Below are 26,807 nucleotides of genomic sequence, written 5' to 3' on the forward strand. Positions count from 1 at the left end.
CAGCAAGTAGAGGAGAAGGAATGGAAGGAGACCGGAAGTCTTGAAAAACACATTCATCCTTGGAATCGAAGGCACTGCCTGGAACCTGAGTGCCGCAATCGTGACCGAGACCGAGATCATTGCAGAGGTCACGGAGACCTATAAACCCGAAGTAGGCGGAATCCACCCCAGAGAAGCCGCCCAGCACCATGCAAAGTATGCAGCAAGTGTTATCAAAAGACTCCTTGCAGAAGCAAAAGAAAAAGGAGTGGAACCTTCAGATCTTGACGGCATAGCTTTTTCACAGGGACCCGGGCTCGGGCCCTGCCTGAGGACCATTGCAACCGCAGCCAGGATGCTTTCCCTGTCCCTGGACATTCCTCTTATAGGGGTCAACCACTGCATCGCCCATATAGAAATAGGGATCTGGCGAACCCCGGCAAGAGATCCTGTAGTTCTCTATGTAAGCGGGGCAAATTCCCAGGTCATCTCATTTATGGAAGGGCGCTACAGGGTCTTTGGCGAAACCCTTGATATCGGGCTTGGGAACGCCCTTGACAAGTTTGCGCGGAGAGCAGGTCTGCCTCACCCCGGGGGGCCTAAAATCGAAGCCTGCGCAAAAGACGCAAAACGATATATCCCTCTTCCTTATGTGATTAAGGGGATGGACCTCTCTTTTTCCGGGCTTTCCACGGCTTCAAGCGAAGCCCTGAAAAAAGCCTCCCTTGAAGATGTCTGCTACTCCTATCAGGAAACCGCTTTTGCAATGGTTGTGGAGGTTGCGGAACGCGCCCTTGCCCACACCGGAAAAAATGAAGTGCTGCTGGCAGGCGGGGTTGGAGCAAACACAAGGCTTCGCGAGATGTTAAATGAGATGTGTGAAGCCAGAGGGGCAAAGTTCTATGTGCCCGAAAAACGCTTCATGGGCGACAACGGGACGATGATCGCATACACCGGGCTCCTGATGTATAAGTCAGGAAATACCCTGACCCTTGAGGATTCGCGGGTGAACCCGAATTTCAGGACCGATGACGTGAACGTTACCTGGATAAAAGAAGAAGAGATGAAAAAAGTCCCGGAAATCTCTCCCGAGGCTTTCCTCAGGGCGCCCCCAGGAGAAAGGCTGGACAACGGAGCTGAAGCTGTTATTTACCTTGACGAGGGGCCGGAAGGGAAAAAAGTGCTTGTTAAGGAAAGGGTCCCGAAGCTTTACAGACACAAAGAGATAGATGAAAGGATCAGGAGGGAAAGGAACCGGACAGAAGCCCGTTTGATATCTGAAGCCAGGCGGGCAGGAGTGCCCACGCCGATCATCTATGACATTGAGGAATTCAAGCTCAAAATGCAGTTCATCGAAGGAGTCCCCATAAAGTACCTCATAACCCCCGAGCTTTCGGAAAAAGTCGGAGAGCTTGTAGGCAGGCTGCACAGTTCGGGGATAGTCCACGGCGACCTTACCACCTCAAACCTCCTGCTTGCAGGGGAACGACTTTACCTCATCGACTTCGGGCTTGCCTACTTTGACAAAAGCCTGGAAGCCAGAGGAGTGGACGTCCATGTACTTTTCCAGACCTTTGAAAGTACGCACCGCGGCCACGAAACCCTTGTCAAAGCCTTTGAAAAAGGGTATGGAAGTACTTTTATAGATTCAAAGGATGTACTCAAGCGAGTTGAAGAGATAAAAAAGAGGGCTCGCTATGCATAAAATCGTCTTTGTTACAGGGAATAAGGGCAAGTTTGCCGAAATCAGGGATATCCTCAAAACTTTCGGAATCGAAGTCATCCAGGAGAAAAACGGGTATCCGGAACTCCAGGAAGATGAACTCGAACCGATTGCCGCTCACGGGGCACAGTATGTTGCAAACAAACTGAACATGCCTGTGATGGTGGACGACTCCGGAATCTTCATAAATGCCTTAAACGGCTTTCCGGGCCCCTACTCCCGCTTTGTGGAAGATAAACTCGGAAACCTGAAAGTGCTCAAAATGATGGAAGGAGAAGAAGACAGGACCGCGTACTTCAAAACCGTAATCGGATACTGCGAACCCGGAAAAGAGCCCCTGGTTTTCCCCGGAGTAGTGGAAGGGAAGATCGCATACGAAGAGCGGGGCACTGGCGGCTTTGGATATGATCCTATCTTCGAGTACCAGGGCCTGACCTTCGGGGAACTGGGGGATACCGAGAAAAATAAGGTTTCCCACCGACGCAGGGCTGTTGATGAGTTCCTGGAATGGTTTACCAGCAAGGCTTAAAAACCCTGCATCCCCAGGAAAGTTACCTGCAGAGGCCCGCTTACCTGAACTAACCTCACTTTTTTTCCACTTTTCTTTTTTCCACTTTTCTTTTTTCCACTTTTCTTTTTTCCACTTTTCTTTTTTCCACTTTTCTTTTTTCCACTTTTCTTTTTTCCACTTTTCTTTTTTCCACTTTTCTTATTTCCGCTTTTCTTTTATTCTTCCAGTTTGTGTTTGAGCATATCAAGAGCCACGCTGAGCTGATTCAAACCCAGTTTCAGGGCAACGGTAATGATCTTGTTATTTGAAGTATGGCCAAACTCTCGTTTAATTGCAAATAAATCCATTATGCACTGCTGATCCAGGACCAGAGGCCCGTCGAGAAGGTCTTTTGAGGTAGGTTTTTTACTTTTAATTTCAATTTTCTTTGGCTCGGCTTTTGACTCGCTTTCCGATTTTGCAGCCACGCCTCCAACTTTCGGGGCTTCTGGTATCTGCCCCTGGAAATATTCCATTTGCCGGAGACAGTGAGTCAGGCAAACGTTTATTACAAATTCCTCAACTTCCATTTCATTAAGGGCTGCATACTTTTTGATTTCCTCAAGCTGCTCCTCAGTAAAAGGGATACATAACAGATTTTCATCGCATTCTTTGTTTATCCCAAACCCTCCTGTGTTTTCTGATAATTACCTTTCGTTTTCGTTATAATTTTATTATAAGAACATTATTTTATTCAAGCTTTCTTTTAGCAGTCGTCTCCTGTTACCCTTAAACCGTCCTTTATCTTCAAGTTTTCCTTTTAGTTTTTGCTACCGAAAAAATACTCATTTTATTCCATTTCCCTATAAGTGAAATTTTTTACTATGTTAAGAGCATTTATCTCTATATGAAGAAAATTATTTCCGACACTGCAGCTGCGGATACTATTCCTCTTAAACTCGTAGTATATCTCGGACTTTTGGCCGCAGTGGTGCTCCTCCTGGCCCATGCCTGGGATACGGCTTCGCCTGTCCTTCAGGAAGCGGAAGTTAAAAAACAGGTCGAAATCGCTTCCCTTTCTCTACTCTCAATTCAGGGCGGGTATGCCCGGGACCCTGCAGACAGGTACAGCCCCGAAGGCAGCATGTGCATCCTGAGCTTTTCGCTTCCGGAGTCAGTCAGGTATATCAGTTTCGGAGTAGATCCCGACCGGGAATGCAATAGCAACCTGACCGACTCCGCATGGGTTTCGGAAAACAACACCCTTATCTACCAGTACGAAAACGGGATTAAAAAGAGAGTACTTATCGGAGGAAATCCCATCCGCTTTATAAAAGGCACCCGGAATTCGGAAGGCATATGGGTCCCTGCCGAAATCCAGGATGGAAACCAGACGGTTTCAGGGCTCGACAGGCTCGAAAGTACGGGTGTGGTGATAGAATCCCCGGTTTCAGGCGAGTTCCTGTTCGAAATGGTTACCCGGGACGGGATAAGGTATACAATGGCCAGGTTCTGAACAATGACCAGGTTCGGAAGATCATGAAAAATTAAAGGTAAGAAATCAATAATGCTCTTGCAGGCGCCCCATCGCAGCCCTCAATTCTCAGGGGAAGGCACAGGAAAAAATACATTCCTTCCTCAACCGTTTTTAGGTCAAGGCATTCCACAATGTTCACGTTATTTGAAAGCAACATGTGGTGGGCAGGCAGGTTTTCGGAAGAGAGGCTGTCCACGGAAAAACCATCGATTCCTACTGTTTTGAACCCATTCCGGACAATCCAGGCTGCACCGCTTGCATCAAGGTAAGCAGAATTCTCTGGTGACTCCTCAAGTTCCCTTCTCTTATCGCTTTTTTCGGCCTGAGAGCCTGAAATTTCGGAATCTTCCTCTTTTCGGAAAGAAACCTTTGTTTTCAAGAGGAGAATAGGAATATTTGAACTGCTTTCAATGACTTCCTTTACCGGATAAGCTTCATCAAGAATGGAGCCGGTCAATGCCCCGAATATCCCGGAAAAATCCAGAACAATTGCCTCACCCATAAGGCTTCCAATGTCCAGGCTGTCAACCGGAAGGCCACCTTTCAGGACGTGAGAAGGAGCATCAACGTGTGTGCCCGTATGGCTTCCGAAACCCAAGCTGGAAACTGCACAGCCGTCCTTTTCGAGAGTGAGAAACTTTTCGATTGAAGGCTCCGGGTCTCCGGGAAAGACGGAAGTAAAAGGAGAAATAGGAACTGTAACATCAATGATTTTTCCCTTAACCGGTATTTTTTCAGAGGAAAACATCTCTTCCGACCTTTTCTAATTTTGTTATTGTTATGACCTCATTCTGATTTTGCGCTGATTTTATTCCGATTTCGAGTTCGTCTCATTACGACTTTGTTCCTATTTGATTCCTACTTTGAGTCCATGTCATGACTTCATATTTATATCATTACGACTTCGGGCTCATTTCATTCCGGATTATTTCCGATGCCTTCAGCTCAATTCTCAGCTCATTCCATGTAAATAATGGATCTGTTAGTACACTCATCTATACATTTCATGCAAAGGTTACACTTTTTAGGATCAATTTTTGCAAGTTCGTTTTCTTCGTAAATAGCGCCCACAGGACATATGTCCTTGCACTTGCCGCACCTTTTGCAGCCGAAGACTACAACATATCCATCCTTCTCTGACATCAGTGAATCTTTGGCATACATGGATATATTAGTTTCTGAGCCCTGAATTTCCAGTCCGTACCCGGAAAAATTCTTTTTCGTTGCGTTTCTTCATAGACATAAAAGAAATCACAGGAAACAAGCCTTATATAGGACAAAAGAATATGCAGTCTCAGGCATGGAAAAGTTCACTGAGGATCAGACAGGCTCTTTTTGCAGCTACCTTTCCGAAGGCTGCAGGTTCTGCCAGCAGGGCGCCAAAATGGTGCTCTTTGTAACAGGGCTCTGCCCTAAAAGCTGTTTTTACTGCCCACTTTCGGACGAAAGGCGGGGAAAAGACCTGGTTTTTGCAAACGAAAGGCCTGTAAAAAGCGATGAGGATTTACTGAAGGAAGCCGGGCTTATGGACGCCCTGGGGACAGGAATTACCGGAGGAGAGCCCCTGATAAAAGTAGAGAGAGTCCTGTACTACATCCGCCTGTTAAAGTCCTCTTTTGGAAAAGAACACCATATTCATCTTTATACCTCGCTTGCCCCGGACCGGGAAATCCTTGAAAAGTTAGCAGAAGCGGGCCTTGACGAAATTCGCTTTCACCCTCCACAGGTTGTATGGGGAGAGCTCAGGCACAGCCCCTATGCGGACTCCCTGAAAAATGCAAAAGCCCTGGGCATGGAAACAGGAATCGAAATCCCTTCCCTTGAAGGGGCTGAAATAGTTGCGGCTTTTGCAGAGGAAATGGGAATCTTTCTCAACCTGAACGAACTGGAATTTTCCGATAATAACTCGGATGCTCTTCTTGAAAACGGATTTTCCCTGGAATCAGACACCTCCTGTGCTGCTGCAGGTTCACATACGCATTCTGAAAAGGCTTTTCAGGTGTGCAAACGGGTGCATTTCTGTTCCTCGACCTATAAGGATGCAGTCCAGCTGCGCAAAAGGTTTCAGAGGATTGCAAAAAATACAGCAAGAGAATTTGATGAAATCACGGAAGACGGCACCCTTATCTATGGGGTCATCAACGGCGGGAACCAGGCACTTGCAGAAGAGATTCTCAGGGAGATCGAAATTCCTGATGAACTTTTCGAAGTGAAGGAAGGAAAAATCGAGATCGCATGGTGGGTGCTTGAAGACCTTAAGGACGGACTCAAAGAAGAGCTCGAACCCCTCGGGACAAGAATTTTCATAGTCGAAAGGCATCCTTTTGAAGACGGACTGCTTGTAGAACTGATCCCTCTCTAAATATTTTGCCCTGAAGAGATCTGGACTTTTGTCCGTTCCATTTTAAAGAAACAGGGAGAGTTTTTCCAGCGGACCAATGAGAAAGAAAATTTTGTAGGAGATAGGGTAATAGAGTTTAAGAGGTAATAATCTCCTCCCGGATTTGATCAGAGATGGGAGCTCGGAATACTCAAATCCGTTTTACGTGGGAGAAACACGTAGGGGAAACACGATAAATTGGAAAAAGGATCCTCATGCCATATCCTGTTGTACATGTTCTGTTTTCTGGTTTTGCATCAGCGCCGCAGCCGTATATGCCATAGCAAAAGCGATATCTCGCAGAGAACTTTCATTAAAAGACTCAAAGAAGCTACTGTTGCTGATGTTAGTCGGGGGTTTATGTCACTTTATTTCCGGATGTAACGTCTGTGTATAATCTGTTCGTAAACGGCAATCTGAACCACTGCTTGATTGGCCCGGTCCCGACACACTCACTTCTGTTCAGTTTCACTGCGATCCTCTTCGGAATGCTTGTAGGATATGCGGCATACAGGAAACTCGATAAGGCACTGTCATGGCAATTTTTGCAGGGGCAGCTTTCCTAACGCACCTGCTGTTAGACGATATCTCAGAAGACGGCTCGCTTATCTCTATCCTCTGTACAACGCACGCATCAGCATATTCTCAATGATGGATACAGGGTTTGCGGAGGCTGGCCTATTTAAGTACCTTATAGTATCTTTTGTATCCGTTTTCTGTGTTTTTGTTGTGATATTAATGACACTGTTCGCATTGAACAAATTCGGGTTTGGGCTCGGGTACGGGGCTGAAAAATAAAATTTCCTCAAGCAGATTAAAATCCAGGTTTTCTGACCCGTACAATCATATCCGCTGTACGAGGTCGCTCCTTTCCCGGGAGAGTTGCACTACCCGAATTTCACATCGGGATCATAAGAAAATCAAAGATTTTCCGGAAGTTGCGATGTAATCGCAACAGCCCACTGTCCTTTTCGCTCCACTTCGTTTCGCTCGAGGACTACTTGACGGTTTTAGCAATGAACTGAGCTCAAGAGGATTAAATTGAAGATACCTCTGACCGTTCAACGTTATTCACTACATCATGTCGTTCATGTCCCGCTCGACGCAGGAGAGCGGTCTTTCCCAAAAAGACTGAAAAGAAGAGAGATGAGAAAAAGTCCAAAAACAAAAACGAATGATGACACCACAAGAAACTAACATGTAATATTTGCCAGGGAAAACAATAATTTTCTGCTTCTTTTTACTTCCGTTCTGCTTTTTGGGAAGAACTGCCAGGCAGCTGGTGGGAGCGTTAATAAATACAATAATTGAAAAACTGCTTCCGGACTTAAGGGCAGCTTTCTCAGCCCTGAGGATATTTCTTCGGTATATTGTATCTCTTAATTTCGGTACTGACTTTCAAATCGTTAATTATCTTGCTTGCGGACCGGCATAGGTTCTGCGCGGCGTAGGAAGAGAACACTGAAGGATGTTCTCTCCGGAATTCCGAAGTGGGCCAACTGATATAGTCAGGAAGCACCAGAAGTAAAAACTAATGAACAAAAAGAATCGCTCATCAATGAGAAAAAAATGGAAATAGTAAGGAATATGCAACAGAATGAAGAAGGAAAAAACAAATAAAAACCTGTAAATCAGGTTTGAAGCTCGCCTACTCCATCGAGCTTTTTAATAACTTTAGCCGGATAACCCAGAGCAAGGCTGTTCGGAGAAATATTACGAGAAACTACTGATCCGACGCCGATTATCGAGTTATCTCCGATCTCGACTCCCTGGGTGATTATACATCCGGGATTTACGGAAACCCCGCGCCCTATTTTTATGGGAGCTATACTCCTCGGATAAGCCTGCCTTGTGGTAAGGCTGCCTCTCGAATGGGCGGACAGGATACAGCGGTCCCCAATTTCAGCATAGTCCCCCACTGTGATCATCTCGGGGTGAATCCTGTCAAAAATCACATCATAGCCGATGTACACATTCTCCCCGATGTTTACACCCCTCATTTTATGCAGCTTAGCTCTCCAGGAAGGGACAGGAGCGCAGGAAGCGAGGCGTTCAAGAGCCCAGTTTTTCAGGAACTTAATTCCAAAGATGATTTTATTACTATGATAATGATCAGCCACTTCATGAAAATTTATTTTATCTCTGTTAGATACAACAGCAGTCATGGTAATGCCCCCCATTTTGCGGTGAAAAACACCTGAAACCTACTTTTCATTACTCTCCCACCGATAAATATATTTCCTATAAAACTTGAAAGAGAAATTAATTGAAGTTTGAACCGTAGTAATGGAGATTTTCGAGATATAATTTCGAAAGAAACTTAATTTTATGATAATCTATCAGGTGAATTATTATCGGTAATGTCAATAGTTATCTATCTGGTAATATTATTATCTATTGTGTGAATGATTACATCAAGGGACCGATTATAGGTCACGGAACGGTTCCTGGCATGTGATGGGTTTATCAGGTTCTGTTTCGGGTTACAATTTTCATGAGTAAAGACTTTTTTATTTCTATGCATCATTCGGGCACAGTTCACGACAGCAGTAGCACCGAATACACTTTTACTGGTTGATTTTGAGGGCCCTGCCCACTTTCTCAATCGCATGCGTTGAACAGTCCATAACACCGGCTTTGCAAAATGCACATTTTGAGGTGTTGATGAAGGGTTTTACTGTGAGCTGTTTCCGAAGGGCTCTCATCAGAAGTGAGGCACCATCGCGGTGACTCCGCCTTCGGGCATTTTAAACCTTAGATTAAATTCCTGCAGAGTCACACCTGCAATTTCAGGATTTTGTGTCCCGAACCCTCTCGAAAGCGCGGCTTTGTTTGTGGGCACTTTTAGCGGATCAATCCCTATCAGTTCGGAAGCAACAATGTCAAAGGCTACACAATCGTAACTTGCCAGGACCACTCCTGAAGCAATGGGTGTCCCATTGGCAGGGCCGCTTCCCTCCATCCCGACTACTCCGTCAATAACTGCGAGACAGGGTTTGACTACCGAATATATATCGACAACGGTCTCCCAAAGCGGTCACGGCCTTCAAGGGCATGGGCCTGCTTTCGGATTTTCTGAGGGACAGCCCCAAAGAAGTTTTTTACAGCCCCGGTGTAGAGAGTAAGTTCATGGGTCTTGAGGTTCGGAAGTGAGATTACCAATTACCACATCAGCCTTAAGGACTGCTTTTGCGATGTACAGGCTCGGAAACTGTCTGGCATTGGAAACAGCGACCTCGGTGTAACCTGAGGTCTCGAAATTGATAAGTTCTGCACCGCAGGCGGATGCAATCCCTTCAATTCCCGATGCACGAAAAGCCTCCGAAGTCGTCGTAGACCCCGGTTTCGCAATCCCGGACCCGTCTCCTATAACAGGGATACCCCCTGCCTCCCGGACAAGCTCACACATGGCAGCCACTACTGCAGGATGAGGGGTGACAGCAGCTTCCGGAGCCCGGATAGCGAGCACGTTAGGTTTAAGGAGTACGCTATTTCCCGGAGATATCAATACTCTCAAGCCCGCCTATCAGAGTAAGAGCCTCCTGAATCGCAACTTTTACACCAGAATAGTCGAAACAGCGTACTATGTAAACTCTGGAGTTCATGCTTATCAACCGGAATTACTGATAGATTAATATTGAAGGATTAATGTTGACTCGAATGCCGGGATTGTTACCTTTCAGAGGAAAAACATCTTAAGAGAAAGTGCCTCTTAAGACAAAAACCTCAACGCATTTCTGACAGGAATAGAGGCCTATTTTTATTTAACAATTTACTCTATACCTGCCCTTATGCAGCTACCTCCGTATATGCAGCTACCTCCGTATATGCAGCTATCTCCGTATATGCAGCTATCTCCGTATATGCAGCTACCTCCGTATATGCAGCTACCTCCGTATATGCAGCTTACCTGTCCAGATAGAAGACCGGGGGTACAGCCCGTATATACTCAGTGGTGTCCTTTACCCGGTCGATATGCCTCCAGGCTTTTTCGATGGTATCTCTGGGAAGCCCGGTGTTCTTTTCAGTTACCTCTAAAGACATGTTGTGTTCTCGAGAATACAGGAGCTGGTCTATAATGTGCATGGGCATACGCCAGTAAAACTCCTCGTCAGTTGTATAATGGCTCCAGGTGTCGGCACTTGGAGGGCGTTTTATGATCGCCTCATTTACTCCGAGGTGCTTTGCCAGAGCATAGACCTGGGTCTTATAGCAGTCTGCAAGCGGTTCGAGGTCTACGCCGCCGTCCCCATATTTGACATATTGACCCAGGACAACCTCGGTCTTGTTTGTTGTGCCGCAAACAACGTAATTCATTTTTTCGGCATACATATACTGGACTAACATTCTTGACCTCTGTTTGACCCCCTGCAGCCCGATAAGTTCCAGATAATCGGCTGCCTTCAACCTGTGTTTGGCAACCGTTTCCCCGTCTTTTATCAGCCGGATATAAGGAACATTCAAAAGTTCCCGGTCAAGGAAATCAGGCAAAACCAGTGAGGTTTTGTGTATTTCGGGATCATATTCGGGACAGGCTCTCTTTAAAACCTGATCTTTCTTCTCATAAATATTAAGGGCTTCCAGGATTGGAGAAATCGGGACCTCCTCGTACGAAACCCCAAGGCTTTCACAGATTTCTGCTCCAAGGGTCTTGCTTGAAGGAGCCGATTCTTTTTCCGGGAGAAGAAGACCGTATACTTTTTCCTTGCCGAACTCCTGTACGCAAAGCGTAAGGGTTACGGCGGAGTCAACACCTCCGGAAACCCCCAGAACCACTCCTTTTTTCTTAAAAGCCGTGACCTGCTCCCGTATAAAGCCCCTGAGGCTTGCAGCAAGCTTATCAATATCTCTGTTCAGTTCCTCAAGAATTTGAACGTTGCCAGTGTCCACTAACTTTCCGGCGTTATTTTTAGTTAACTGCCCTGCATTATTCTCCATAGTTTGCGTTACACTACCTTCAGTTATCTGCATAATATTATTCCCCTGATCGATTATTTGTTTGATAATTAGGTATTCGTTCAAACTGCCGGCAACTATGTATCAAATCACCGGATTTCTTACTAAATGACCTTTCACTGAGATAATATCTGAGCAAATTTTATCTGAGCAAATTTTATCTGAGCAAATTTTACCTGAGCAAATTTTCAGCATTATTTTTGCAAATTATTGAGCTTCATATCCAGCTTCTCTGCTGCGTCCTTTATAAGCGGCTGTGAGAGTTCCTTGTGAAGTTTATCCAACCCTTCTTCCCTTGACATTTCCCCGCTTCGGACAAGCCCTGCTATATCAAATGCATACGGATGGAAGCCGTACTTTTCCAGGTGGTTATAACATGCAAAAGAATTCAAGGTACAGTTGGTTGAATTACTGTCATTGAGAGCAGGAGATTTCCACCCGAGATTCACTACGGTCTCAAGTACTCTATCTTCACTATAATCCCATAGGCAGAGCGGGTGTAGAATAGAGGGGGCAACCTCACCTATATTTTTGATTACCTCATTTTTAACAAGGAACTGTTCATCCCTGTCCTCAACACCTATTTTTTGAAGCTGCTTTTCAAAAAGGTTCCTTGACCACTGTATGAAATTAGCTGACAGTTTGATTATGGGATTTGGCGACTGCCCTGCCGTAAAAGCAAAAACGATAAAAGGCGCTTTCTGGATTATGGCCTGTTCAATCAGTTTCTGTTTGATGATACCGATGCAGATATTACAGATGTCGCTTGCCCTGTACTTGGCAAACTTCGGAAACGCATCACAGGATTCGGCTGCCTTTCGGAAGAGATCGTAGAGGACATCCTTTTCCATTGTCAGCTTAAAATAATCGCATCCCGTAATTTCGCACATTTTCTTTGCGTTTTCCACGGCATAATCCGAGATAAAACCGTTATCAAACTGGACAGCAAGGACTCTCAGGAAGGGATAGTCTTTTTTGAGTTTGTAAAGTGTATATGAAGAGTCTTTTCCACCTGAAAGTGCAAATATAACATCATAATTGCCCCTGCCACTATATTCTTTGAAGAGTTCTTCAATCCTGTTAAGATACTGCTCCTTCTCCTGAGAAGAAAGAGGAACATAGGTCTCACAGAAATGGCAGAGCCCGTTTTCTTCGTTGATTTCTATGCCTGGAATATCCGAGTCCAGAACACATTTTTTACATACTAGCTTTGACATGCTGATACTCCTCTATAATGGACCTGTTGGAGATTTTCCCGTTCTCGCTCAGCGGAAGATGGTCAATGAAGAGGATCTCTCTGGGATACAGGTAGCCTGGCAGGTTCTTCCTGCAAAAAGCAAGAATCGTATCGACGTCAGTTTCCTGATTTGATATGACCATGAGGCTGATCGCACTGCCCATAAGCTCGTGGAATACGGGCACAACAAAAACGCTGGAAACCTCATTGTTCATCTCGATCTCTTTCTCGATTTCCCTCGGGTTAACCCGGTGGTCACCTATTTTGATGAGGTCGTCCTTACGACCAAGCAGCCTGAGGTATCCGCAAGGAAGTTTCTGCGCCAGATCTCCCGTATGCATCCACCCGTCGATGATCTTCATTTCAGTTGCTTCCTCATCATTAAGGTAACCCAGCAGGATATTGTCCCCCCGGGCAACAAGCTCGCCTGTGATACCAGGTTCTACTGGCCTGTTTTCAGAGTCAAAGACATCCAGGGTAACCCCTGGAATCGCCTTTCCTATCGTATCGAAAAATTCGTCCACATCCTCTGTCGGCAGGTAGGCAAGCCTTGCTGTAGCTTCCGTCTGACCGTACATTGGCAGAATCTGCATACCCGGACTTAACTCCCTGATACTCCGTACGATAGACATGTCCATGGCTCCGCCGGCCGACGCAGCGGTCCTGACATTCGCAAAGGCTTTTTTGAACCTTTCAGGGTATCTGAGAAGAATACGATAGGTACTGGGCACTCCATAGAAGATGGATACTCCGGATTCAATGAGATTAAAAACCGGATCCATGAAATTCATCGTTCCCGTACGGACCGACCCTCCGGCCATCAGGTGGGAATTGATTATCGAGTTCCCGAAGGCATGATGCGGAGAGATTACCAGTGCTCCTTTATCTTTTGAGCTTATGTTCAGAACCTCGATTATCGACCTGGCGTTTGCTACCAGGTTTTTGTCGCTCAACATAACCCCCTTGGGAGTGCCTGTTGTACCCGAGGTATAAAGAACCAGCCTCAGTTCGGGATTGTTTCTCTCGCATACCACCCTTTTGCTGAGGACCTCCACTGCTGTATCATCAGAAACAACGATCACGGTTCCAAAACGTTCAAAAAATCCGTTTCCGAACCTTAAGTATTGTTTTTTCGTTGCAATTATGTTATTGATGCGTGCAGCGTCAAGAATTCGTTCAAGGCTTAACCCTGGCAATTCGATTGGCAGAGGGATTGCAATGTTACCTGATCGGTATACTGCCATAAGCATTTTTATGTACTGTATGCCGGACTCCGCGAGTATTGCAAATCCGCAGTGCTCAAAGTCGGTCAGAAATGAGGCAATTGTGCTTATATCCTCATCAAGGCAGCTGTAAGAAATGGACTTTTTCCCCTCTTCTAGTGCGGTCTGGTGAGGAGTATTTCTGGCATGTTCAGCGATATAAGCATCAATTCTCATACACTTCACTTCGCCAGTCTGTTTATCAGGGTAGTGATTCCCTCCAGAGAATCGAAATTCTCCGGAGTCAGCATTTCTTCAGGAATTTCGATAGAGTATGTTTCACAGATGTAGTCTATCAATTCAAGTAAACCGATAGAGTCCATGATGCCATTCTGGGTGAGCGAATCATTATCTCCAAGAACAGCTTCTCGTTCCATGAAAGAATTTTCCTTCAAATAATCAAGTATATTATCCCTTACTTGTTCCATACAATCTTACCCCTTATTCAAATTAGATTATTATGTAAGTAACACACACACCTTGCCCATATTAGTTGAAAGCCCACATATAACTATGCGATAGAACTATATAAATAATTTGAAACAATTGGTTGCCGTAGAAAACACTGAAAAGAAGAAATTCAGAAGAGTTAAACAGCATCTGGAGACAAAAGTATTGAACATCCTATTTCAATCAGAACTGATTTTCCCGAGGCGGCTGATCTTAATAGTATGTGAGTCCGAATCAGTAATGAGGGAAAAGATGTATTTATTGTCCAGTAAATAGCTTGAATAAAAAGTATTATTGAAGTCCGGCTCTTTACTGAGAACGGATAACATAGGCTTATTGGAAAACTTGCAATAAGCCTCTCTCAAAGTCCACTCAATCAGAACGTAGGTGTCACTTTCCGATTTACCAGAAAACGGAGATGCAGGTTGTAGGTATTTCAAAGTATTTTTCAGTGCCATCGGTCTTTTAATTTCGACATCAATACCAACCTTAACCTTTGAAACTGAAAGAGTTGCGATATTTTCAGAATAAGAGAGACAGATATGCAGCTCATTGTGGTTGAGTATATGCACTTCCCCAAACTCATCTTTGTAAGTAGCGATCTGAAGGACAGAATTTTTGTTGAGGAGCTGGCATAGGATATGTTTCAAAACCGTTCTGGAGACAACATATCTTTTTTTGAAATATGCTGTTTTAAGTTTTTCAAAATGTTCTCTTTCACTGTTGTTGAGACATTCCATACTCAGCGTATCATAATCACCCAGATCAATAAGAAAGATGAGAACATCGTTTTGTGCCCATAAGTTAGGGAGGTTTTTCAGAGGAACGGAGGAGAGTATAATCGAATTCTCTGTGTACATGCAACTCACGGCATATTTACTATAGTTACTACAATTGACTGTTATGTGAACTACCACTCAGCTAAAGACTGAGTGGCTTCCTGATTCATTCCTCCCTCCATTGAGGGCAAGTCCTCAAGCTCTTCCCCACGTTCCGTAGGTGTTACAATCCAATTAGATTTTGATCTATAAGAGCAAATTTCTTGATATTGATAGCGGCATTAATATCTCTATCATGTTTTGTTTTACAATCAGGGCAAGTCCATTCTCTGTCTTTTAATTGAAGCTCTTTATTGTAATATCCGCAAACACTACAGAGTTTAGAAGATGGTTCAAATTGTCCTATTCTCAAGACAGTTTTCCCTAACCATTCAGCCTTATATTCTAACTTTGTACCGAAGCTACTCCATGCCGAATCACTAATAGCCTGTGCTAAATGATGATTCTTAACCATGCCTTTAACATTCAGAGTTTCCAGAGCTACGGCTTGGTTTTCGCTAACAAGTCTGAAAGAAAGTTTGTTCTGAAAATCATTACTCTGATTCGTTATTTTGTCATAGAGTACAGCAAGCCTCTTTTTGGCTTTTGCCCTGTTCTTAGAGCCATTCTGTTTCCTTGATACTCTTTTCTGAAGTACTTTAAGCCTTTGAAGTGAGTTTTTCAGGTATTTAGGATTCTCTATTTTTTCACCTGTAGAAAGGACTGCAAAATCTCTGATACCTACATCTATACCTACCGTAGTTGATTCTGAAAAAGATTGCTTTGTTGGAAGCTCTCTACCATCTTCAACAAGAATACTGATGTAGTAATGTCCTTTACAAGTCCTTGAAACGGTAGCTGTTTTAAGCTCGCCTTCAAACTTCCTATGAAGAACCGCTTTAATTTCCCCGATTTTGGGAAGTTTTACGGTATTATTTTCAAAGTTCACAAAATAGTGTTGAGGTACAGGGAACGATTGTATAGGATTCTTTTTTGACCTGAACTTAGGAAAACCGTTCTTTTCTCTGAAAAATCGAGTGAAAGCGGATTCAACCTGTTTAGTCATTCCCTGCAATGATTGTGAATTTACTTCTCCTAACCATTCATTAGAAGCCTTCAGAGTAGGAATTAATTTGTTTAAGTCAAATCTGGAAATTGATTTCCCTGTTTGTTCGTAAGTTTTGATTTTCTGATCAAGTGCCCAATTATAAACAAACCTGCAGCTACCTATATGCTGATTCAATTGAACAGATTGTGCAGTTGTAGGATAAAGTCTAAATTTGAACGTTTTCATCATTCAAAGGTATCATATGATTTAACAAAATATATAGCTTTTGATAAACAAGAAATATGAAACAAGAAATCATAGCAAATTTTTGTTAATGTATCATGTTATCTTTGTTTGCAAATACCGAAAAGTCATACTTGAACCGATTAGCGAAGAACTCAAACAGATTATGATTGAGATTTCAAAAGAGTCTATTTGAAATTCTTGAAATGGAAGCCGACAAAGATCATATACATTTCTTAATCAAGAGTGAACCGAAAGTTAGCGTCTTATCAATAGTCAGAAAATTGAAACAAGAATCTACTAACAGGTTATGGAAATCACAAAAGGAATATCTGGAAAAGTATTATTGGGGTGAAAATACATTATGGAGTGATGGATATTTTGCTTCTACTATCGGAAATGTTAGGAATCATCACAGAACAAACTATGCACGGGTTTCAATTGGGTGCCTTGATTTTCAAGATCAATAGTACTAAGGAATGGTTGAAATTTGACTTCAAGTTTTCACTTTGATAATGGCCCTATAATTGCACTTCCCAATATCATTAATGGCAATACAGGGCATAAGTGTTTGAAATTAAATTTTCACCATTCCTAAGTGAAAATCAACTTTATGAAAAATCTGCCTAATCTGTTTTGTGACAGTTACTTAGTAAAGAAGCTGCCGAATATTACATACGTAATCAGGGTTGAAGTTGACGCTTATATCCCCCTGAACTTAAAGACTCAGGGGTTTTACGCTTCTTCATATAAAAACTATGAGATTTTCAGCTTTTCTGAATTAATTAGGGGGAGCTGTATGACATATCTGCATATCCATAGTATACTCCAATATATTTATTCAAAAAAAAGTAATCCTAAAATATATAAACGATAAGGATATAGGGTATTCGATTCTTAGCGCCCCTCTGTCAGGGTCGCACCTGTTTGGAAATAACAAACATAACGGGATAAATACGGTATAAAGAGCAGATTCAAATCGGTATTAAAAAAGTATAATTCAAATTATCATCAAAAACTGAGGTGTCCGAAACTGCAGACTGCGGAAGAAAGGGTAAGAGCGAGATTGATAAAGTATCTCGGCAGGGACGATAACGGGATACGCAAGGTTGTGCTCAATCTCTTCCTGACCGGAGACAAGTTCACCACCGGTGAAGTTTATGACTTCCTCGATAAAGGAAATTTCGAGGTAAGCTACCGGGGAGTGTCAGCCATGGTCGGGCTCATGAATACCAGGCTTGGAATCCTGAGCATAAATGTCACAGGGGATCATAACGTATATTCCCTGAAAGAGAGTTATAAAAACATTGTCGGTTCTGTTCTTGAGAATTACTGAGCCATTTTCTGGTTGTAAATCCTGTTTTTATGTGACAAGAAATATTCAAATCTCCTGTTCTGCTCTGTTGATGCTCTAGACAAAACTTAGCGAACTGTAGGTTTAAAAACTCTATAAAGATTTCTCATTCAGGAGGACAAAAACGGGCGTATAGAAAATAGTTTTCCGTAAAAATCAGTGTCGTTAATTAGAGCTCCCTTTCCAAGAAGAAATGACCTTTCTCTGGTTTTATCAAAACCGGGCGGCTAGCTCAATTCATTTAAAAAAGTTAATATAGTTAGGCATTATACTTAATTGTTATATTTAGTATCAAATGGCTTTTCTATCCACACATACATATTAGCCTAAAATACAACACTACCATCTCAATTTAGGGAATTTCAGAGAGTCTCAGCATAAAAGTTAAAAAGTTTGGGAATAAATATGGACAGTAGAAAAAATTAAGGAAAAAAGGAATAATATTTTAATCTGAAAAATTGAATTCATACCGCAAAAAATGTATATTAATATTCCTGTTACCTATCAATACTGCCAGGGGGAAAAAAGATTATTAGCCAAAAAATGGTACCGTGGAATAAAGGAGCCTTCCGGGCAGGGCTTCGCTTTGTGAAAAATAGGACGTTCAGCATGTTCTACCAAGAGTATGAACAGCTGCTTGAAAAAGAGATTTTAAGTTCCGAAATCCCTGACCACATAGCTGTAATCATGGACGGAAACCGCAGATATGCGGGACAGCGGGGAAGAACCCGAAGCTTCGGGCACGCTATGGGGGCAGAAGTTACAGAACAGGTTATTGAGTGGTGTTATGAGATCGGAGTAAAAGAGCTTACCCTCTATGCCTTTTCCACGGAAAATTTCCAGCGTTCGGAAGAAGAGGTCGATGGACTTTTCAACCTGATCAATGAGAAGTTTCTGAAACTTTACAATGACAAAAGGACCTACGAAAAAGAGACACAGATCAGGGTAATAGGGGATAGAACAAAACTGCCGGCTTTTCTGAACAAGTCCATTGAAAAGATTGAAAAAGCCACCGAAACCCATAGAAAGTTTAACCTGAATGTGGCTATTGCTTATGGCGGCAGGCAGGACATAATGCAGGCAGTCCGGGATATTGCAGCCTGCGTTTCAAGTGGAAAACTCTCGCTTGAAGATGTTGATGAAAACCTGATCTCAAAACACCTCTACCCAGCTCCAGGAGTGTCTGTCCCGAATGTGGACCTGATCGTCCGCACCGGGGGCGATGAAAGAGTCTCCAACTTCCTGCCGTGGCAGGCTAACGGCAGCGAGTGTGCGACCTATTTCTGTGCTCCTTTCTGGCCGGAATTCCGAAAAATAGACCTTCTCCGCTCAATCAGAGTATATCAGGCCCGAAAAGACGAAAAAAAGCAGGAAAACTCATACCGGGTCTCAAAAGTTATAAATTTCCTCGGAGTGGGAAAATACGGGGAAAAAAGCGAAGAGCTAGGACAGCTCCTGCCGTTAAAAAAGCAGGGAGTGGCCTGAAGTCTTAAATACCTGTGGATACAGACTTAATAATCTTTTTTTTGCACTGCACGAACTCAATAATTCCTTTTTTTGCACTGCATGGACTCAATAATCCTTTTTTTAAAAAATTGCCATCCTGGATCTCAGCCATCGGAAAAAACTCCTTAAAGTACCGATATATTGATATTCCGGTGACGACTATGTAAATTGGGGAAAGTTTGGCCATATCTAATTTTTCAGTTCCCGGGGATATCAGATACCCTGTGAACTTATCGCACACCCGGGAAAATGAAAATTTCTTAATGGGATTAAAGCTATCCGGTAAGGTTATCCGGTAAGGTTATCCGGTAAGGTTATCCGGTAAAGGATTTAATATTTGGTAGCTACTGATTCAGATACGGGGAGTTTTAATGGGTGCTTTCAGGAAGTTAAATCCTTGCTCCTGCAGAGCATGTATTTCAGGATTTAAACTGCAGGCGTATAAGGCTGCTCAGGAGAGGTTCAGCTCCCGCCCGGAACTTCTCAAAGGCTGCAAATATATAATGAATGAAAAAAATCTTTTCAGGGCCGGGGGAAGAGAAAAAGATGCTTTTTAAATTAGGATTTTATGTAAAAAGCAGGAGGGATTGTATTGGGAAAAGAACAAAGAAAACCTAACCGCCTGATTAACGAAAAGAGTCCTTATCTTCTACAACACGCCTATAATCCTGTGGACTGGTATCCCTGGGGAGAAGAGGCTTTTGAAAAAGCCAGAAAAGAAAATAAGCCTATTTTTCTCTCAATAGGATACTCTACCTGCCACTGGTGCCATGTGATGGCACATGAGTCTTTTGAGGACGAAGAGATTGCAAGACTCATGAACGAAGCTTTTGTTTCCATAAAAGTGGACAGGGAAGAAAGGCCCGACATTGATAATATTTACATGACTGTCTGCCAGATTATCCTTGGTAGAGGGGGCTGGCCTCTAACGATAATTATGACTCCGGGTAAGAAACCTTTTTTTGCAGGCACCTATATCCCGAAAAAATCACGCTTCAACCAGACAGGAATGACGGAACTGATCCCCAGGATAAAAGAAATCTGGGACCAGCAACATGAAGAAGTGCTTGATTCAGCTGAGAAGATTACATCCACCATCCAGAACATGATTGTAGAATCAACAGGTGAAGGGCTTGGAGAAGAGATAATCGAAGAAGCCTATAACGACCTGCTGAATTCATTTGATCCCGAGTACGGAGGCTTTGGAAGGGCTCCGAAATTCCCGACCCCGCACAAAATTTCCTTTTTGCTCCGCTACTGGAAACGCAGCGGGGACCCGGAAGCCCTTGATATGGTAGAACATACCCTGGACAATATGCGCAGCGGAGGAATTTATGACCATCTGGGATCGGGCTTTCACCGCTATTCCACGGATAACATGTGGCTCCTGCCTCACTTTGAGAAAATGTTATACGACCAGGCCCTTACCGCAATCGCATACATTGAAGCCTATCAGGTTAGCGGAAAAGACCTGTATAAAGAAACGGCAGAGGGAATCCTTGACTATGTTTTAAGGGACCTGACATCCCCGGAAGGTGGGTTTTACTGCGGAGAGGATGCCGATGTTGAAGGGGAAGAAGGAAAGTACTACCTGTGGACCATAGAAGAGGTCATGAGTATCCTTGGCCCTGAGGACTCCGAACTGATTATTAAAATGTTTAACTTGAAAAGGGGAGGCAACTTTGAAGAAGAGATCAGAGGCAGAAAAACCGGAACAAACCTCTTCTATATGGTCCACTCGCCGGGTTCCCTTGCAGCCGAACTTGAGATCCCCGTAGAAGAAGTTGAAAGCAGGGTAAAAAGCGCCCGGGAGAAACTCCTTAAAGCCAGGTACGAGCGCAAAAGGCCTTCACTGGACGACAAGGTCCTGACCGACTGGAACGGGCTCATGATCGCCGCCTTTGCAAAAGGTTTCCAGGTTTTCGGGGAGGAAAAGTATCTGAAAGCCGCAGAAAAAGCCGCGGATTTTCTCCTGGAAACCCTTTACGGCCCCGAAAAAAGGCTGCATCACCGCTACAGGGACGGAGTTGCGGGAATTTCCGGAACTTCCGATGACTACGCTTTCCTGATACATGGGCTCCTGGAACTTTATGAGGCCGGGTTCGAGCTGCGCTACCTCAAATCAGCCGTTTCCCTGAACAGAGAGCTGCTTGAACATTTCTGGGATCCGGAGAACGGGGGGTTCTATTTCACAGCCAGCGATAGCGAAGTTCTGATCTTCAGAAAAAAGGAGTTTACGGATGCAGCAATCCCATCAGGGAACTCATTTGAAATGTTGAATCTTCTGCGCCTCTCCAGGCTAATTGCCGACCCCGGAATGGAAGAAACTGCTGACAGGCTCGAACGCGCATTTTCAAAGCTGATCAAAAAAACTCCTTCAGGGTATACTCAGTTTCTGTCTGCCTTTGATTTCAGACTGGGCCCTTCATACGAAGTAATTATTTCAGGAAAACGCGAGTCTCCGGATACAGTGAATATGCTCGAAGAGCTCTGGAGCTACTTCACACCCAATAAGGTGCTGGTTTTCAGGCCCGAAGGAGAAAATCCCGAAATTGCAGACCTTGCGGAATATACAAAAGAACAGCTCCCTATTGAAGGGAAAGCAACTGCATACGTCTGCCAGAACTATGAATGCCAGCTTCCTACCACCGAAACCAGAGAGATGTTAAAGCTGCTTAATGTCTGAGTTCCGCACTCCGTTGATACGAGCCTCAGGATGAGATCAAAACTCGGATTGGATGAGATCAAAACTCGGACTTGATGAGATGAAAACTCAAATTAATATTGTAAAGTCAAAGAAAGGGGAAAACCGAAAATGAAAGAGTATACACTTGAAGAACTTTCAGAGTACAACGGGAAGAACGGCAAGATTTACATCGCCTATGACGGGCAGGTATACGACGTATCAGACAGTTACATGTGGGAAGACGGGACTCACCAGGGGCTCCATGATTCAGGGCAGGATCTCTCGGACGCTATGGACAACGAAGCGCCCCACGGCCCTGAGGTTTTTAAGGATTACCCGGTTGTCGGAACTTTGAAAAAATAAAAGGCATTGTGACGAATGGATAAAAGGTTTCAGGAAAAAGCAGGATAACAGATAAGAGGGGGTTGTGAGTATGAAAGATGAGATTGCATCCGCTGTTCCTCAGGAACTGGAAGAAAAGGAAGGGGAAAAACCTGTAGAAAAGAAAGGGCTCGAAAAAAAAGAACTGCTTGAACAACTGAAAGAATTTTTTGAATCCCAGCTTCTTGCCGTCCTGGCAACACAAAACGGAACAGCACCTTACGTGAGCCTTGTTGCATTTGCCTCGGATGAAAAGCTGAAATATATTCTTTTTTCTACCACGAAAGCAACCAGAAAATACTCAAATCTGTCAGAAAATCATTCTGTCTCCCTGTTGATTGACAACAGGAAGAACGCAATCGAAGATTTTAGAGATGCAATGGCTGTGACAGTGCTCGGGAAAGTCGAACCCGTCGAGGACTTCGAACACAGCATAATGGAAAAAATCTATCTGATGAAGCACCCGCATCTCGTGGATTTTTTGCAGTCGCCTACAACGGTTTTTCTGAAAATACGGGCGGAAAAATATATTGTTGTGACCCGTTTCCAGCACGTTGTTGAAGTTTCGGTTTAATCTGCTTATTCGGCCTGGGATATTTGCCTGGATTGATATCTATAACGCAATCAAGCATTTTTCGAGGTAATCAGGCTTTATTTTTATTCAAGCTGTGTGTTTCTGTTCAAACCTGAAATTAATAGAGGAGGTTGATTACGGGAAGGTGGCTCGTACCTATCGGAGATACCCGGGAAATACCGGAAAAGTCTGCGGAGGAAAAGCTTCTGCCCCTGGGACCCTGCACAGGGAAGGTCTGACTGTTCCCGGGTGAAGACAGTGCAAAGACCTCTTTTGCAGGGGGTGCACACCTCATATGTCAATATATGCGGAGCCCAGGCTGCCCTGCGGCATCTCCGCCTTATCCGGGCTTTCCCCTGGGCGAATATGACTCTCCTGTATCGAAAAGAAATAGGGCTCGATATTCTCGACAGTGCAATGGCTGTTCTGGTCCAGGAAATGATAGATGGCAAAGTATCGGGGGTTGCTTTCGGAAAAAATCCCGATAAAGAAGCTGAAGCCGTTGTCGAAGCCGTATACGGACTTAACCGGGGGATTGTTGATAGCACTGTGGAGCCTGACAGCTGGACTCTTCCCACAGCAGAAAAAACATCCCGGACTGGCTCAACCGGGATTAAGTATAACTGCGATAAAACCTTATCTTCCTCTCCATGCTCATAGGACTTACGGGCACGCCTGGTACGGGAAAGACCTCGGTAAGCAAGCTTCTCGAAAAAAAAAGGCAGTGGAAGATAATTCACCTTAACGAATTGATCAAAGAAGAACACCTCTATACCGAGGTTGATGAAAAAAGGGATTCGGTAGTTGCGGATATGGAACTTGTCCGAAGCCGTCTTCCTGAGCTCATTAATGAAATGGAAAAGGAGCCGGCAAACAAAGTGGTAATTCTTGAGAGCCACCTTGCCCACTACATAACCGATATCGTAATCGTGCTAAGGGCTTATCCGCCCGAGCTGAAAAAAAGGCTGGAAAAACGCGGATATTCCGAAGAAAAGGTAAACGAAAACGCAGAAGCCGAATCGATAGATTTGATCCTGGCAGAAGCTTTTGAATGGTGTGACAAAGTTTTTGAAATAAACACGACTGGCAGAACTGCGGAAGAGACCGCAGGAGATGTGGAAAAAATCATAGATTCTCTCCTGAGCGGAAAAGAAGAACAACTGCAGGAATACGGCCCGGGTTCCCTTGACTGGATAGATTCGGTACCCTGAAAGGAATTAATGAGAAGAAAAGTATTGCCCAGACCGAATTATAAAGAAAAGTTGCTATCGCTTGCAGAAACATTCCTCAGACGGGTTATTCCGTCAATATCTTTGATTGTTTCCGCAACGGGCTTCGGAACAAGGTGCTCCCATTTTTCTCCGGCAATCATCCTTCTCCTGATTTCAGTCCCGGAGTACCTTTCCCTGACATAAAGGGGAGACTCCTTAACGCAGAACCCGGCTTCCCGGAAAAGCTGGATAACGAGAGGATTGTTCGAGTACACCACGTCAAAACGAGGGGTTCTGGATGCGACGTGGTGGACCCAGATAGAGTTATACCTGACATCTTCGATAGGAAGGACGTAATGACGGACGGGAAGGTTCTCAAGCGCATTATAGAGCATCAGTACCCTTTCCCCTGCCGTGAACGGATCGGTGGCTTCATGGCTCTTCTGGGCACTTCCTATACCTATGACCAGTTCGTCCACCTCTTCGGCAATCCGCGTAATTACGGCATGGTGCCCGAAATGATACGGCTGAAAACGTCCGATATAGAAAGCTCGCATCATCCCGGATTCCACCTCGAATTTGTACTGGTTATCTTTTTGGATATATCTGGATATATCTTCTGGTCTCAGATCGTTTCATTGCGGATTCCGGTCTCAAAGCTGAACTTCTCACAAACTTCAAGGAAATGTTCAGCATTACCCTTACGCTTCATCCCGATAAGCTTTTCGACAAGTTCGAGGCCCGGCTTGGGGTCTTCCATGATCTCCATATCCTCGCGGACCATATCGAAGTACTTCTCTCCGATTTCGGTTCTTATGAAGACCGAGTTCCACCCGTCAGGAGCCCCGACCGAACCTACCGAGATATCGGCAAAGACCGATGTATAATCACAGCAGTGGTGGCAGGGGTTTCTGGCAAACTTGGCCACGTCTTTGATGGGCACGGAGTGGACCTCCCCGTCCTTAGTGTAGACCCAGAACTTACCCTTGGTGAACTCCATCTTCCGGATGTCTTCGAGCTTTACCTTGAGAATTTCAGGAATGATCTTTTCGAGCATGACATCATGATGGAAACTTTCCATACAGAGCAGTCCGATAATGAGCACGATCTTTTCGTTTACATTTTCCCGGATTAAATGTGCAGCATGAGCCTGGCAGGGGACTCCGATAACTGCAATCCGGTCGTACTTTTCGAAGGCTTCCCTGAGCGCTGCGAGCACGGGGTCCGAGGTGTACTTTGTCCCTCTTGTCCGTTCCACGTCTTCCGCACTTGTCAGCAGGACAACTTCAGGTTCCCATTTCTCATTTCTGGTAATTCCGACTGCACAGTCGATTTTACCCTGCTTGAAGAGAGATTTGAGGATGCCGCTGGCTACTCCACCGTCCTGGCTGCCTACATTGTCCTTTGACCTTGCACCGAAGAACTTGCGCACATTTGTAAGTTCGTCCTGGATGAAACCGTCAACTACCGGACAGACCCGGCTACAGGTTAAGCAACCTTCACAAACCTGGTATCCGCCTCCTTTCTCATACAGGCTCAGATCGTTCGGATCTCGAATTCCTGCCGCCTTCTTTACGGTAACAGCCCCGATGGGACATACGGCCTCGCATGCCCCGCAGGCTGCGCATACGTCATAATCAATGACTTCTGCAATCTTTGGTGGCAATCAGTTACCTCCAATGCCTCGATAAGCTTGCCTTAACGGCAAGATGTTTTTTAAAAGTTTTTAAAAATATAACGTAAAAAAAATGATTATGCAAGATGTAATAAAAATTACATCTTTGCAATGATCTCTTTGCCTATAAGCTTTATTGCTTTTTCTTTCTCAGGACCGATCGGGGATCCGGCGACAATCTGGGTGACTCCGATTGCCTCAAGATCTTTAATCCTCTTCATGCAGTCCTCAGGAGTTCCGCAGATTGCAAAGGCTTCGATCATCTGGGGGGTAACAAGTCCACCCATGAGGGCTCCGAAATCTCCTTTGGCAATAGCGTCACCGATCTGCTTCTTGGCGTCGACAGGGATTCCGTGCCTTTCAAGGACAAGGTCAGGGGAACCTGCAACGATGAAGGCGACCACTACTTTTGCAGCGTTGATGGCTTTTGCGGGGTCTTTGTCAATGGAGAAGCAAGCGTATGCGGTGACATCGACTTCGCTTGGGTCGCGACCGACTTTTTCAGCGCCCTTGCGGATCTGTTCCACGGCGACTTCAAAGTCCTTCGGATGGGAAGCGTTGATCAGGACGCCGTCTGCAACTTCACCGGCAAGTTCGAGCATCTTGGGACCCTGAGCACCCATGTAAATTGGAACATTTCCAGCTTTAAAAGCGAGCTTTGCACCTGCGAACTTGACCATTTCGCCGTCCATGGAGACTTTTTTGCCGGCAATGAAATCTCTGATTGCCTGGATTGCTTCTTTGGTGGTTGCAAGAGGCTTTTCCCAGGCAATGCCCATGGCATCGAAGGTTGCCTTGTCTCCGGGTCCGAGTCCGAGGACTGCCCTGCCGCCGGAAATTTCGGCGATGGAAGCAATGCTTGATGCTGTAATTGCAGGGTTCCTGGTATAGGAGTTTGTGACACCGGAGCCAATCTTGATGCTGTTGGTATTCAGAGCGAGAACGGTAAGAGTGGAATATACGTCACGGTTGTTGTAGTGATCAGTGATCCAGACGTAGTCGAATCCCTGCTGTTCTGAGAGCTTTGCGTAATATGCGATCTTTAAAGCAGGATCGCTCGGCACAAATTCGATTCCGAACTTCATCTTTGATTACTCCTTTAACTACTGCTTAGTGGCTAGATGGGCCTGTTTTCGTCCCATATAAAAATATCTTTTAAATTATAATTAACATCCGTTACAATCAATGTTAATTACAACCCTAACTAGAATTCACATAACAGTATTTAAGAATCTATATATAATTAACTGTATTAAATGAATTGTATATAAAAAGACTGATAAAATGTATTCTCAAA

25 protein-coding genes and 2 pseudogenes are annotated in these 26,807 nt (G+C 44.4%); 13 read left to right on the forward strand and 14 right to left on the reverse strand.

Annotated elements, in window-relative coordinates:
• The first annotated feature begins 40 nt into the window (after positions 1–40).
• Together MA_RS19305 and MA_RS19310 are read left to right on the forward strand one after the other, a co-directional pair.
• Positions 41–1,684, forward strand: a complete 1,644-nt coding sequence (locus MA_RS19305; RefSeq protein WP_011023612.1) for a bifunctional N(6)-L-threonylcarbamoyladenine synthase/serine/threonine protein kinase — start codon at positions 41–43, stop codon at positions 1,682–1,684.
• Positions 1,677–2,231, forward strand: a complete 555-nt coding sequence (locus MA_RS19310) for an XTP/dITP diphosphatase (RefSeq protein WP_011023613.1) — start codon at positions 1,677–1,679, stop codon at positions 2,229–2,231. Before MA_RS19305 ends, MA_RS19310 begins: the two co-directional genes overlap by 8 nt.
• 197 nt (positions 2,232–2,428) lie before the next feature.
• On the opposite strand, the gene MA_RS19315 is transcribed toward MA_RS19310, so the two are convergent.
• Positions 2,429–2,782, reverse strand: a complete 354-nt coding sequence (locus MA_RS19315; protein WP_048065779.1) for a hypothetical protein — start codon at positions 2,780–2,782, stop codon at positions 2,429–2,431.
• A 317-nt stretch (positions 2,783–3,099) separates the two neighbouring features.
• On the opposite strand from MA_RS19315, the gene MA_RS19320 reads away from it, so the two are divergent.
• Positions 3,100–3,708, forward strand: coding sequence for a hypothetical protein (locus MA_RS19320; RefSeq protein WP_011023614.1), 609 nt, complete (start codon positions 3,100–3,102; stop codon positions 3,706–3,708).
• 31 nt (positions 3,709–3,739) lie between these two features.
• Here MA_RS19320 and MA_RS19325 read toward each other — a convergent pair whose 3' ends face one another.
• Together MA_RS19325 and MA_RS19330 are read right to left on the reverse strand one after the other, a co-directional pair.
• Positions 3,740–4,477: a cyclase family protein gene (locus tag MA_RS19325; RefSeq protein ID WP_011023615.1), complete on the reverse strand. Its 738-nt coding sequence runs from the start codon at positions 4,475–4,477 to the stop codon at positions 3,740–3,742.
• Between the two features lie 209 nt (positions 4,478–4,686).
• A complete protein-coding gene (locus tag MA_RS19330; RefSeq protein ID WP_048066529.1) occupies positions 4,687–4,872 on the reverse strand; it encodes a DUF362 domain-containing protein in 186 nt (61 codons plus the stop codon).
• Positions 4,873–5,029: 157 nt separating this feature from the next.
• On the opposite strand from MA_RS19330, the gene MA_RS19335 reads away from it, so the two are divergent.
• Positions 5,030–6,091 (forward strand): radical SAM protein, encoded by a 1,062-nt coding sequence (locus MA_RS19335; RefSeq protein ID WP_011023617.1) that lies wholly within the window; start codon positions 5,030–5,032, stop codon positions 6,089–6,091.
• Positions 6,092–6,498: 407 nt separating this feature from the next.
• Entirely contained in the window at positions 6,499–6,675 is a 177-nt protein-coding gene (locus tag MA_RS29000) for a hypothetical protein (protein ID WP_226990664.1), read from the forward strand.
• A gap of 1,065 nt (positions 6,676–7,740) precedes the next feature.
• On the opposite strand, the gene MA_RS19350 is transcribed toward MA_RS29000, so the two are convergent.
• The 8 genes and pseudogenes from MA_RS19350 to tnpB all read right to left on the reverse strand — a co-directional run bounded on the left by MA_RS19350 (position 7,741) and on the right by tnpB (position 16,129).
• Complete coding sequence (locus MA_RS19350; RefSeq protein ID WP_011023619.1) at positions 7,741–8,289, reverse strand: acyltransferase; 549 nt, start codon at positions 8,287–8,289, stop codon at positions 7,741–7,743.
• A gap of 286 nt (positions 8,290–8,575) precedes the next feature.
• Positions 8,576–9,714 (reverse strand): annotated as a pseudogene (locus tag MA_RS19355) (DUF362 domain-containing protein).
• Between the two features lie 301 nt (positions 9,715–10,015).
• Positions 10,016–11,080 (reverse strand): NAD(+) synthase, encoded by a 1,065-nt coding sequence (nadE, locus tag MA_RS19360; RefSeq protein WP_048065780.1) that lies wholly within the window; start codon positions 11,078–11,080, stop codon positions 10,016–10,018.
• A gap of 179 nt (positions 11,081–11,259) precedes the next feature.
• Complete coding sequence (locus tag MA_RS19365) at positions 11,260–12,282, reverse strand: hypothetical protein (RefSeq protein ID WP_011023621.1); 1,023 nt, start codon at positions 12,280–12,282, stop codon at positions 11,260–11,262.
• A complete protein-coding gene (locus MA_RS19370; protein ID WP_048065781.1) occupies positions 12,263–13,741 on the reverse strand; it encodes a class I adenylate-forming enzyme family protein in 1,479 nt (492 codons plus the stop codon). Before MA_RS19370 ends, MA_RS19365 begins: the two co-directional genes overlap by 20 nt.
• Before the next feature lie 5 nt (positions 13,742–13,746).
• A complete protein-coding gene (locus MA_RS19375; RefSeq protein ID WP_011023623.1) occupies positions 13,747–13,992 on the reverse strand; it encodes an acyl carrier protein in 246 nt (81 codons plus the stop codon).
• A gap of 201 nt (positions 13,993–14,193) precedes the next feature.
• A complete protein-coding gene (locus MA_RS19380; protein WP_157860333.1) occupies positions 14,194–14,874 on the reverse strand; it encodes a 4'-phosphopantetheinyl transferase family protein in 681 nt (226 codons plus the stop codon).
• Between the two features lie 142 nt (positions 14,875–15,016).
• A complete protein-coding gene (gene tnpB, locus MA_RS19385; protein WP_011023625.1) occupies positions 15,017–16,129 on the reverse strand; it encodes an IS200/IS605 family element RNA-guided endonuclease TnpB in 1,113 nt (370 codons plus the stop codon).
• Between the two features lie 85 nt (positions 16,130–16,214).
• Between tnpB and tnpA the strand changes: the two are divergent.
• The 8 genes and pseudogenes from tnpA (at position 16,215) to MA_RS19435 (ending at position 23,835) form a co-directional block, all read left to right on the forward strand.
• Positions 16,215–16,593 (forward strand): annotated as a pseudogene (gene tnpA, locus MA_RS19390) (IS200/IS605 family transposase).
• A gap of 596 nt (positions 16,594–17,189) precedes the next feature.
• The gene (locus MA_RS19395; protein WP_011023626.1) at positions 17,190–17,459 is read left to right on the forward strand and encodes a DUF2551 domain-containing protein; all 270 of its coding nucleotides are present in this window, start codon (positions 17,190–17,192) and stop codon (positions 17,457–17,459) included.
• A 561-nt stretch (positions 17,460–18,020) separates the two neighbouring features.
• Entirely contained in the window at positions 18,021–18,962 is a 942-nt protein-coding gene (gene uppS, locus MA_RS19400; RefSeq protein ID WP_226990666.1) for a polyprenyl diphosphate synthase, read from the forward strand.
• A 613-nt stretch (positions 18,963–19,575) separates the two neighbouring features.
• Positions 19,576–21,669: a thioredoxin domain-containing protein gene (locus MA_RS19415; RefSeq protein WP_011023630.1), complete on the forward strand. Its 2,094-nt coding sequence runs from the start codon at positions 19,576–19,578 to the stop codon at positions 21,667–21,669.
• Positions 21,670–21,798: 129 nt separating this feature from the next.
• Positions 21,799–22,032, forward strand: coding sequence for a cytochrome b5 domain-containing protein (locus MA_RS19420; RefSeq protein WP_011023631.1), 234 nt, complete (start codon positions 21,799–21,801; stop codon positions 22,030–22,032).
• A 70-nt stretch (positions 22,033–22,102) separates the two neighbouring features.
• Complete coding sequence (locus MA_RS19425; RefSeq protein WP_052279207.1) at positions 22,103–22,624, forward strand: pyridoxamine 5'-phosphate oxidase family protein; 522 nt, start codon at positions 22,103–22,105, stop codon at positions 22,622–22,624.
• Between the two features lie 258 nt (positions 22,625–22,882).
• Positions 22,883–23,284, forward strand: coding sequence for a PEP/pyruvate-binding domain-containing protein (locus tag MA_RS19430; protein WP_157860334.1), 402 nt, complete (start codon positions 22,883–22,885; stop codon positions 23,282–23,284).
• Positions 23,275–23,835, forward strand: a complete 561-nt coding sequence (locus tag MA_RS19435) for an adenylate kinase family protein (protein ID WP_011023634.1) — start codon at positions 23,275–23,277, stop codon at positions 23,833–23,835. Before MA_RS19430 ends, MA_RS19435 begins: the two co-directional genes overlap by 10 nt.
• A 38-nt stretch (positions 23,836–23,873) precedes the next feature.
• On the opposite strand, the gene MA_RS19440 is transcribed toward MA_RS19435, so the two are convergent.
• From MA_RS19440 to mer, 3 genes are all read right to left on the reverse strand, one after another.
• Complete coding sequence (locus MA_RS19440) at positions 23,874–24,395, reverse strand: nicotinamide-nucleotide adenylyltransferase (protein ID WP_048065785.1); 522 nt, start codon at positions 24,393–24,395, stop codon at positions 23,874–23,876.
• Positions 24,396–24,460: 65 nt separating this feature from the next.
• A complete protein-coding gene (gene fpoF, locus MA_RS19445; RefSeq protein ID WP_011023636.1) occupies positions 24,461–25,501 on the reverse strand; it encodes a F420H2 dehydrogenase subunit FpoF in 1,041 nt (346 codons plus the stop codon).
• 107 nt (positions 25,502–25,608) lie between these two features.
• Positions 25,609–26,595, reverse strand: coding sequence for a 5,10-methylenetetrahydromethanopterin reductase (gene mer, locus MA_RS19450; RefSeq protein ID WP_011023637.1), 987 nt, complete (start codon positions 26,593–26,595; stop codon positions 25,609–25,611).
• Between the last annotated feature and the right edge of the window lie 212 nt (positions 26,596–26,807).

The organism is Methanosarcina acetivorans C2A, from assembly GCF_000007345.1.
Classification (GTDB): domain Archaea; phylum Halobacteriota; class Methanosarcinia; order Methanosarcinales; family Methanosarcinaceae; genus Methanosarcina; species Methanosarcina acetivorans.